Source organism: Streptomyces telluris (assembly GCF_024519335.1).
GTDB lineage: Bacteria > Actinomycetota > Actinomycetes > Streptomycetales > Streptomycetaceae > Streptomyces > Streptomyces telluris.
Genome location: NZ_JANIID010000054.1, coordinates 22,432 through 32,072, shown reverse-complemented (window position 1 = coordinate 32,072; position 9,641 = coordinate 22,432). Strand labels below are relative to the sequence as shown.

Annotated in this window: 8 protein-coding genes, 1 tRNA gene and 1 pseudogene; 8 read left to right on the top strand and 2 right to left on the bottom strand. The window is 69.9% G+C overall.

Annotation, left to right across the window (positions count from 1 at the left end; genetic code table 11):
• From NQU55_RS34265 to NQU55_RS34255, 3 genes and pseudogenes are all read left to right on the top strand, one after another.
• A pseudogene (locus tag NQU55_RS34265) lies at positions 1-288 on the top strand (2-oxoacid:ferredoxin oxidoreductase subunit beta); the annotation flags it as partial.
• A gap of 76 nt (positions 289-364) precedes the next feature.
• The gene (locus NQU55_RS34260) at positions 365-1,615 is read left to right on the top strand and encodes an MFS transporter (RefSeq protein ID WP_168092652.1); all 1,251 of its coding nucleotides are present in this window, start codon (positions 365-367) and stop codon (positions 1,613-1,615) included.
• Positions 1,616-1,881: 266 nt separating this feature from the next.
• Positions 1,882-2,199 (top strand): helix-turn-helix domain-containing protein, encoded by a 318-nt coding sequence (locus NQU55_RS34255; RefSeq protein WP_168092651.1) that lies wholly within the window; start codon positions 1,882-1,884, stop codon positions 2,197-2,199.
• Between the two features lies 1 nt (position 2,200).
• Here the strand turns inward: NQU55_RS34255 and NQU55_RS34250 are convergent, their stop codons facing one another.
• Positions 2,201-2,977, bottom strand: a complete 777-nt coding sequence (locus tag NQU55_RS34250; protein WP_168092650.1) for a hypothetical protein — start codon at positions 2,975-2,977, stop codon at positions 2,201-2,203.
• 173 nt (positions 2,978-3,150) lie between these two features.
• Positions 3,151-3,234, bottom strand: a tRNA-Leu gene (locus NQU55_RS34245).
• Positions 3,235-3,617: 383 nt separating this feature from the next.
• On the opposite strand from NQU55_RS34245, the gene NQU55_RS34240 reads away from it, so the two are divergent.
• The 5 genes from NQU55_RS34240 (at position 3,618) to NQU55_RS34220 (ending at position 9,582) form a co-directional block, all read left to right on the top strand.
• Entirely contained in the window at positions 3,618-4,475 is an 858-nt protein-coding gene (locus NQU55_RS34240) for an FHA domain-containing protein (RefSeq protein WP_168092649.1), read from the top strand.
• Between the two features lie 10 nt (positions 4,476-4,485).
• Positions 4,486-5,028 carry an FHA domain-containing protein FhaB/FipA gene (locus tag NQU55_RS34235; RefSeq protein WP_168092648.1) on the top strand — a complete coding sequence of 181 codons (543 nt, stop codon included), beginning with the start codon at positions 4,486-4,488 and terminating at the stop codon, positions 5,026-5,028.
• Positions 5,029-5,103: 75 nt separating this feature from the next.
• The gene (locus NQU55_RS34230; protein WP_168092647.1) at positions 5,104-6,651 is read left to right on the top strand and encodes a Stp1/IreP family PP2C-type Ser/Thr phosphatase; all 1,548 of its coding nucleotides are present in this window, start codon (positions 5,104-5,106) and stop codon (positions 6,649-6,651) included.
• Positions 6,652-6,691: 40 nt separating this feature from the next.
• On the top strand, positions 6,692-8,131 hold the full coding sequence (locus NQU55_RS34225) for an FtsW/RodA/SpoVE family cell cycle protein (protein WP_168092646.1): 1,440 nt from the start codon (positions 6,692-6,694) through the stop codon (positions 8,129-8,131).
• Complete coding sequence (locus NQU55_RS34220; RefSeq protein ID WP_168092645.1) at positions 8,128-9,582, top strand: penicillin-binding transpeptidase domain-containing protein; 1,455 nt, start codon at positions 8,128-8,130, stop codon at positions 9,580-9,582. Before NQU55_RS34225 ends, NQU55_RS34220 begins: the two co-directional genes overlap by 4 nt.
• Positions 9,583-9,641: the final 59 nt, after the last annotated feature.

Below are 9,641 nucleotides of genomic sequence, written 5' to 3'. Positions count from 1 at the left end.
GACCCCGCAACGGGCGACCTCAAGGCGGTCACGGTCACCCCCGGCAACGAGACCGACATCCTCGTCCACGACGCCCACTCCGCCTCCCCCACCACCGCCTTCGCCCTCTCCCGCCTCGCCGACCCCGACACCCTCCACCGCACCCCCATCGGCATCTTCCGCAGCACCCGCCGCCCCGTCTACGACACCCAGATGGCCGACCAGCTCGAAGCGGCCGTCGAGCAGTACGGCAAGGGCGACCTCACCAGCCTCCTCTCGGGCAACGACACCTGGACGGTCGTCGGATAGCGCGAGAGGCCCCGGCGGGCGCTCCCATGAGCCGCCCGGCTCCATCCACCCCCGTTATGTAGCTAAGGTTCCGCCGATGGCATCACCCACCCCGTCATCACCCGCCGCGTCCCGGCCCGCTTCGCGCGGCCGGGCCGCCCTGGCCGTACTCCTGCTCGCGTCCACCCTCACCGTCATGGCGGGCACGATCCTCACCCCCGTCGTGGGAGTCATCCGGGGCGAGCTCGGGGTCAGCGGCACCAGTGCCGGTCTGATCCTCACCGCCCACGGCCTGTCCCTCGCGATCGCCAGCCCGCTCGTGGGCTGGACGATCGACCGCTGGGGGCTGAAGAAGCCCCTGGTGGCCGGGCTCCTGCTCTACGGCGTCGCGGGCGGCGCCGGGCTGGTCACCACCTCGTACACGGCGCTGATCATCAGCCGGTTCGCGTTCGGCGTGGGCGCGGCCGCGGTCTTCGCCGGGACGACGGTGGCCCTGCTGGCGCTCTACGAGGGGCCCGAGCGGGACCGCGTGGCGGGGTGGCGCTCGGTCGCCATCAGCGTCGGCGGGATCATCTGGCCGCTGCTCGGCGGCGCGCTCGGCGGGATCTCCTGGCACGGCCCCTTCGCGATCTACCTTCTGGGCATACCGGTCGGCATCGCGATGATGTTCACCCTGCCCAAGAGCCTGAACGCCAAGCGGCCCGGCGGCGGTGGCGGAACGTTCACTCTGCTGCGCTCCCACCCCCGTCTGCTGGGCCTGTACGCCCTGTCGCTCACAAGCTCGTTCCTGCTCTACGTCCTCGCCGTCTTCCTTCCCCAGCGGCTCTCGCAGCTCGGCGTCGAGACGCCGTTCCTGGTCGCGCTGTACACGACGAGCACCTCGGTCGCCGGCACCCTGGTCGGCCTGGCCTACGCGAAGATCAAGAAGAGCCTGGGCTACATCCGACTGCTGCGGGTCTCCGTCGTGCTGTGGGTGGCGGCCTTCCTGGTCGCCGGGACCGCGGGCAACGCGGTGCTGATCATCCTGGCCCCGGCCCTCTTCGGCCTCGGCATGGGCATGTCCGTGCCCGCGCTCGCCGTGATGATCGGCGAGACCGCGCCGCCCGCCCTGCGCGGCCAGGCCACGTCCCTGTCGGGAACGGCCAACTTCACCGGCCAGTTCGCCGCGCCCCTGGTGATCGGCCCAGCCGTCGGCGCGACGTCGATCGCCGCCGGCTTCCGCATCGCCGGCGGCATCGCCGTCCTGTCGTTCCTGCTGCTGTTCCTCCTGAAGGCCCCGGCCCCCGCCGCGGCTCCCTCCGCCGCGCCCAAGGAGCCGGCGGACGAGGAGGGCACGGCGGCGCGCTGACCGGCGCCCGGCGCCCCGCCCGGCGCCCCGCCCGGGGCCACGCCCCTCCGGCCCGTCCGCAACCCCATTTCCGCGGACGGGCCGAAGTCTGGCCGAAATCGACCGATTGCCGTATCGCGCCTGGTCACAGATTGATCAAAGGGTGAACTCTCCGCCGACAGAGCAAACTTTAGCCGGAAGCAGGCTTTTAGTTAGCGCTAAAGGTGGCATCCTCTTCTGTGGGAAGGCGTCCACGGGCGCCGCGATGTCTGTTCCTGGGGGTAGTTATGGCGTGGCGCGACAGGCACGATCAAGGAGGGACGGCCGATGCGGCCGGCTCCCGGCTGGCCCGCCACGCGACGGCATCCCTGGCGGGCCTTCTCGCCGAACGGGGCATGACGCGCAAGGACTTGGCGGACAGCATGGGCGTTTCCCCGGGCCGGGTCAGCCAAATCCTCTCCGGAGATGAAAATCTGACGATGCGTTCGCTGGCGGCCGTGGCCGCCGCGCTCGACGTGAAGATGGAGATCTCCTTCTCCGACGCGCCTTCGTCCGAACGCCAGGAGCGCGCTGCAGCACGCGCGTTGGCCAAGACCTACCACTGACTCAGCGCGCCGGCACCTCGGCGGCGGCCGCGTACAGGTGCTGCCGCCGCAGTGCGAGGATCTTCTTGTCGTCGCTGCGCTTGCCGTGGGCGTGCGCCAGCTCCAGGAGATACGCGCAGAAGTGCTCGGTCTCGCCGAACGCCCGCAGCATCCGCCCGGTCTCCTGGGGCGTCCGCTCGCGCTGCTCGTCCTTGCAGGCCTTCTCGATCTCGGTCTCCAGGGTGTCCGCCTGCTGCACCGCGGCCCGCACGTCCTCGTACCGGCCCTCGATCGCGGTCACCAGGCCGCTCCTGCCCTTGGGCGAGCGCCCGGGGACGTCCACGCGGGCCTTCAGGTGCCGCGCGACCCGGTCGGCGAAGACGTCGAGCTCCCAGCAGTTGTCGAAACCGCCGGTCATCCGGGCGCACCACTCGGCCCGGTCGGTCTGCAGGCGCAGCATCAAACTGTTGATCAGCAGCGAATGTCCCAGTGTGACAATCGCCATCACCGGGTGCTCGGCCTGCTCGGTCCTCTTCTTGGGCACCAGCCCCGCCCCCGCCACGACGCCGACCGCCGCCGGCGGCACGCTGGAGGCGTGCGGTAACAGCAGGCCGCTGGCCAGCGCGGCCATCGCGGAGGTCCACAGCACCACGGCGAGCGCCGAGGAGAACGACCTGACCGTCCCCAGCAGCCGCCCCTGACCGCGGAAGCGGTGGACGAGGCACACCCAGGTCACGGGCGCGCAGACGGCGGCGGGCAGGACCCACTCCGAAAGAACGGACGTCTGGTTACCAGTCACCCCGCGTCCCCCTCCGGATCACACAGCGCCCTGGTGCGACTACAGAATGATGTTCCCACTCCGGTCACTACGGCGCGCCACGTTCCGGCCAAGCTCTTCCGGTTTAAGCCGACGCAAAACGAGACAGACCCCTCAGAGTGACATGAGTCACTCTGAGGGGTCTGTCCTCACTGTGCGCGAGGGGGGAGTTGAACCCCCACGCCCTTTCGGGCACTGGAACCTGAATCCAGCGCGTCTGCCTATTCCGCCACCCGCGCATGGGTGTCGTCTTCTTGCTTCCGAAGCTTTCCCGGGGGGCTTGCCCTTCCGGTTCTGCGCCGTTCGCCTTCCGACATCGAGAACATTAGCACGCCTTCACGGGTGCCTTCACACTCGTTCTCCCGGGGCCGGGCCCGCGGGGGCCCGGCCGGCCGCCGGGACCGGTGGGGACCCCGCCGGTTGCGGGACACTGGCTCCCGGCCGCCTCTACGATCCCTATGAAGGGGACAGGAAGGGTCGTGCCGGGCAGGCCGGGGCGACACTCGTCACTCCTGGCCCCGAAGGGGAACCGGCCGTTTCCCCAACGCGTGGATACGATCAGTAAGCAGTATCAGGAACGACACCGAGCATCAGGAACGTCACTGAGGGAAGGAGGTGCCCCGTGGGAGTACTGAAGCGCTTCGAGCAGCGTCTCGAGGGTCTCGTGAACGGCACCTTCGCCAAGGTGTTCAAGTCCGAGGTGCAGCCGGTCGAGATCGCCGGGGCACTGCAGCGCGAGTGCGACAACAACGCCACCATCTGGAACCGTGACCGCACCGTCGTCCCGAACGACTTCATCGTGGAGCTGAGCACTCCGGACTTCGAGCGGCTCAGCCCGTACTCGGGGCAGCTCGGCGACGAGCTCTCCGGCATGGTCCGCGACTACGCCAAGCAGCAGCGGTACACCTTCATGGGGACCATCAAGGTCCACCTGGAGAAGGCGGACGACCTCGACACCGGGCTGTACCGGGTGCGCAGCCGCACCCTCGCCGCCAGCGAGTCGCAGGAGCACCAAGGCCAGCAGAGCGCACGCCCCGGTCCGGCGCGCCCGGGCGGGCCCGCCACGTCCGGTGCGGGCTATCCGGCACCGCCGTCCGGGCTGCCGCCCATGCCCGCCTCGCCGCCGCCCTCCGCGCCCCCGGGCCGGACCGCGCCGCGCGCGGGCGGCCAGGGTCCCGCGGCAGGCGTGCCCGGAGCCCAGACGCGGCGCTGGATCGAGATCAACGGCACCCGGCACCAGATCTCCCGACCCACCCTCGTGCTGGGCCGCAGCACCGAGGCGGACGTACGGATCGACGACCCCGGCGTCTCCCGCCGGCACTGCGAAATCCGGGTCGGCACCCCCGCGACCATTCAGGACCTGGGGTCGACCAACGGCATCGTGGTGGACGGACAGCACACCACTCGCGCTACGCTCCGCGACGGCTCACGGATCGTCGTGGGCAGCACCACCATCGTTTATCGGCAAGCCGAAGGGTGAAGCGGGGGCAATGTCAGAGCTGACCCTCACGGTCATGCGGTTGGGTTTCCTCGCCGTACTGTGGCTGTTCGTGATCGTGGCCGTTCAGGTCATCCGCAGTGATCTCTTCGGCACCCGGGTCACCCAGCGTGGCTCCCGCCGGGGCGGTCCCGAGCGGCAGCCGCAGCGTGCGCAGGCCCAGACCGCGCCCCCGCAGCAGCGACAGCAGCAGACGGGCGGGCGCCGGGCCGACCGGCGCGCGGACCGGGGCCGCCGCGGCGCCCCCACCAAGCTCGTGGTCTCCGAGGGCTCCCTCACGGGCACCACGGTCGCCCTCCAGGGCCAGACCATCTCGCTGGGACGCGCCCACGACTCCACGATCGTGCTGGACGACGACTACGCCTCCAGTCGGCATGCCAGGATCTACCCCGACCGCGACGGCCAGTGGATCGTCGAGGACCTGGGTTCGACCAACGGCACGTATCTCGACCGCACGCGGCTGACCACCCCGACCCCGATCCCGCTCGGCGCGCCGATCCGCATCGGCAAGACCGTCATCGAGCTGCGGAAGTAGTAGGACCATGACGACCGGAGGGTGGGCAGCGTGGCTGGGAAGGGGCTGTACCCGGAGCCGACGGGCGAGGTGCGCATGAGTCTGTCACTGCGCTTCGCCGCCGGATCGCACAAGGGCATGATCCGGGAGGGCAACGAGGACTCCGGTTACGCCGGCCCGCGCCTGCTCGCCATCGCCGACGGCATGGGCGGCCAGGCCGCGGGCGAGGTCGCCAGCTCCGAGGTGATCTCCACCCTCGTCCAGCTCGACGACGACGTCCCCGGCTCGGACATCCTGACCTCCCTCGGCACCGCCGTGCAGCGCGCCAACGACCAGCTGCGCGTGATGGTCGAGGAGGACCCCCAGCTGGAGGGCATGGGCACGACCCTGACCGCCCTGCTGTGGACCGGCCAGCGGCTCGGCCTCGTGCACGTCGGCGACTCCCGCGCGTACCTGCTGCGCGACGGCGTCCTCACCCAGATCACCCAGGACCACACCTGGGTGCAGCGGCTGGTGGACGAGGGCCGGATCACCGAGGAGGAGGCCACCACCCACCCGCAGCGCTCCCTGCTGATGCGCGCGCTGGGCAGTGGCGACCACGTCGAGCCCGACCTCTCGATCCGCGAGGTCCGCGCGGGCGACCGCTATCTGATCTGCTCCGACGGCCTGTCCGGCGTCGTCAGCCACCAGACGATGGAGGAGACCCTCGCCAGCTACCAGGGCCCTCACGAGACGGTCCAGGAGCTGATCCAGCTCGCCCTGCGCGGCGGCGGTCCCGACAACATCACCTGCATCGTCGCCGACGTCCTCGACGTCGACGGCGGCGACACCCTCGCCCAGCAGCTCAACGACACGCCGGTGATCGTCGGCGCGGTCGCCGAGAACCAGCTGCAGCTGGGCGTCGACGGCGCCATGCAGACCCCGGCCGGGCGGGCCGCCGAGCACGCCCGCGCCAACCGGCCCGCGCCGGTGCAGCAGCCCGGCGGCGCCTTCGGCCCGCCCGGCAGCGGCGACGGCGGCATGGGCGGCACGCCGGACGGCTCGTTCGGCGCCTTCATGGACGAGGACTTCGTCAAGGCGCCCGGGCGCGGCCAGTGGCTCAAGCGGTCGCTGATCCTCGCCGTCGTCCTCGGCGTCGTCGCGGGCGGCCTCTACGGCGGCTACAGCTGGACCCAGACGCAGTACTACGTGGGCGCCAAGGACAACAACCACGTGGCGGTCTACCAGGGCATCAACCAGGACCTGGCGTGGGTGAGCCTGAGCAAGCTCTACCGGGACCACCCCGAGATCGAACTCAAGTACCTGCCCGTCGACCAGCGCAGCCGCGTCGAGGACACCATCGCCCTCGACAGCCGCGAGAAGGCGGAGCAGAAGGCCAAGGACCTCGCCCTGCTCGCCGGCGCCTGCAAGAAGGAAGACGAGCGCCGCAAGGCCGAGCAGCAGCAGCGCGAGAAGGACAAGCAGAGCGGCGACCGGGCCGGCGGTGCCGTGGGCGACCTCCCGAAGGACCCCAAGGACCCGAAGACCGACGCCAAGCCGGGAGCCACCGGCCTCTCCGCCCAGGCAAGTCCGGTGCCCAGCCCGGTCCCCACCCTCACCGAGGAAGAGCAGAAGTTGGTCCCGCAGTGCAGCGCTCAGCAGTGAAGCCGTAGGGGGCCATCAACTCATGTCAGCCATGCCATCCATGCCATCCAGCGCCGGCAACACGACCGCGACGACCACGATCAGCACCGTGGGCCCGCCCAGCCGACGCAACACCGAGCTCGCCCTGCTCGCTTTCGCCGTCATCCTGCCGTGCTTCGCCTACGCCAACGTCGGCCTGGCGATGAACGGCGAGATGCCCTCCGGCATGCTCGGCTACGGGCTGGGCCTCGGCCTGCTCGGCGGCGTCGGCCACCTCGTGGTGCGCAAGTTCGCCAAGTACGCCGACCCGCTGCTGCTGCCGCTGGCCACCCTGCTCAACGGGCTCGGCCTCGTGATGATCTGGCGGCTGGACCAGTCGGAGCGCCTGGCGCGCCTGGCCAAGGCCCAGGGCTTCACCTTCCAGGCGTCGGCCCCGAACCAGCTGATGTTCTCGGCGATGGGCATCGCGCTCTTCGTCGGTGTGATCATCTTCCTGAAGGACCACCGCATCCTGCAGCGCTACACCTACATCTCGATGGTGGTCGCGCTGGTCCTGCTGGTCGCCCCGGTGTTCTTCCCCGGGAAGTTCGGCGCCAAGATCTGGATCACCGTGCCGGGCCTGGGCTCCATCCAGCCCGGTGAGTTCGCGAAGATCATCCTCGCGATCTTCTTCGCCGGCTACCTGATGGTGAAGCGCGACGCCCTGGCCCTGGCCAGCCGCCGCTTCATGGGCCTGTACCTGCCGCGCGGCCGCGACCTCGGCCCGATCCTCGCCGTCTGGGCGCTCAGCCTCGTCATCCTCGTCTTCGAGACCGACCTGGGCTCCTCGCTGCTGTTCTTCGGCATGTTCGTCGTCATGCTGTACGTCGCCACCGAGCGCACCAGCTGGATCGTCTTCGGTCTGCTGATGTCGGCGGGCGGCGCGGCCGTCGTAGGCTCCGTCGAGCCGCACGTCAAGGTCCGTGTGATGGCCTGGCTGCACCCCTTCGCGGTCTACGACAACCCGCGCCCATCCTGGGCCACCACCGAGCAGATCGCCCAGGCCATGTTCGCCTTCGGCTCCGGCGGCGTCTTCGGCACCGGCTGGGGCCAGGGCGCCTCCGACCTGATCCAGTTCGCCGCCAACTCCGACTTCATCTTCGCCTCCTTCGGCGAGGAGCTCGGCCTGGCCGGTGCCATGGGTCTGCTGCTGGTCTACGGCCTGATCGTCGAGCGCGGCATGCGCACGGCCCTCGCCGCCCGCGACCCCTTCGGCAAGCTGCTCGCCACCGGCCTCGCGGCCGCCTTCGGCATCCAGGTCTTCGTCGTGGCCGGCGGCGTCATGGGCCTCATCCCGCTGACCGGTATGACCATGCCGTTCCTCGCCCAGGGCGGTTCCTCCGTGATCGCCAACTGGGCGCTGATCGCCATCCTCATGAAGATCAGTGACACGGCGCGGCGCCCGGCCCCGGCCCCCGCCCCGTCCACAGACGCCGAGATGACCCAGGTGGTCCGCCCGTGAACAAGCCCGTACGCAGGATCGCGATCTTCTGCGGCCTCCTCGTTCTGGCCCTGCTGCTGCGGGACAACTGGCTGCAGTTCGTCCAGGCGGACGAGCTCAAGACGCACAAGAACAACCGCCGCGTCGACATCGCCCGCTACAGCCAGCCCCGCGGCAACATCATCGTGGACGGCCAGGCCATCACCGGCTCCGTGGAGACCGGCGGCGTGGACTTCAAGTACAAGCGGACGTACAACGACGGCCCCATGTGGGCGCCGGTCACCGGCCGCTCCTCGCAGGTCTACGGCGCCACCCAGCTGGAGAAGCTCTACGACAGCGTCCTCATCGGCGACGACGACCGCCTGTTCTTCAACCGCACCGTCGACATGATCACGGGCAAGGGGAAGAAGGGCGGTGACGTGATCACCACCCTGAGCAGCAAGGCCCAGAAGGCCGCCTTCGAGGGCCTGGGCGACAAGAAGGGCGCGGTCGCGGCCATCGACCCGCGGACCGGCAAGATCCTCGCCCTGGCGTCCACGCCGTCCTACGACCCGTCGAAGATCGCGGGCGCCAACGACGGCAAGGAATGGACGTCGCTGGACGGCGACAAGAACAAGCCCATGCTCAACCGGGCGCTGCGCGAGACCTACCCGCCGGGCTCGACCTTCAAGGTCGTCACGGCCGCCGCGGCCCTGGAGAACGGGCTGTACAAGGACGTCGACTCCAAGACCGACTCGCCGCTGCCGTGGACGCTGCCGGACACGGTGACGCCGCTGAAGAACGAGGGCGAGATCCCCTGCAAGGACGCCTCGCTGCGGGTGGCCATGCAGTGGTCCTGCAACACCGTCTTCGGCAAGGTCAGCGCCGACCTCGGCAACAAGAAGATGATGGAGCAGGCGCAGAAGTTCGGCTACAACAACGACAAGCTCGACACTCCCGTGCGCGCCGCCCAGAGCATCTACCCCAAGGACAACCGTCCGCAGAACGCCATGGACGGCATCGGTCAGGCCTCCAACCGCGCCACGCCGCTGCAGATGGCCATGGTGGCCGCCGCGGTCGCCAATGACGGCAAGCTCATGGAGCCGTACATGGTCGACAAGGTGCGCGCCCCCAACCTCAACGTGATCGAGACGCACCAGCCGAAGCAGATGTCCCAGCCGATGTCGCGGGACACCGCGCGGAAGCTGCAGTCCGTCATGGAGACGGTGGTCAACGACGGCACCGGCAAGAACGGCCGGATCTCCGGCGTCACGGTCGGCGGCAAGACCGGAACCGCTCAGCACGGCGTGGCCAACAGCGAGAACCCATACGCCTGGTTCATCTCCTACGCCAAGGGTGCCAACGGCTCGCCCGTCGCGGTCGCCGTCGTGATCGAGGGTTCGGACACGATGCGTGACGACATCGCCGGTGGCGCGCTCGCCGCGCCGATCGCGAAGAAGGTCATGGAGGCGGTGCTCAGCACCTCGAAGTAGGGCCGTTCACCTCCGCGTCCGGCGACGCGGGTGACGGTACCGGTCGTGTATCAGGTGGC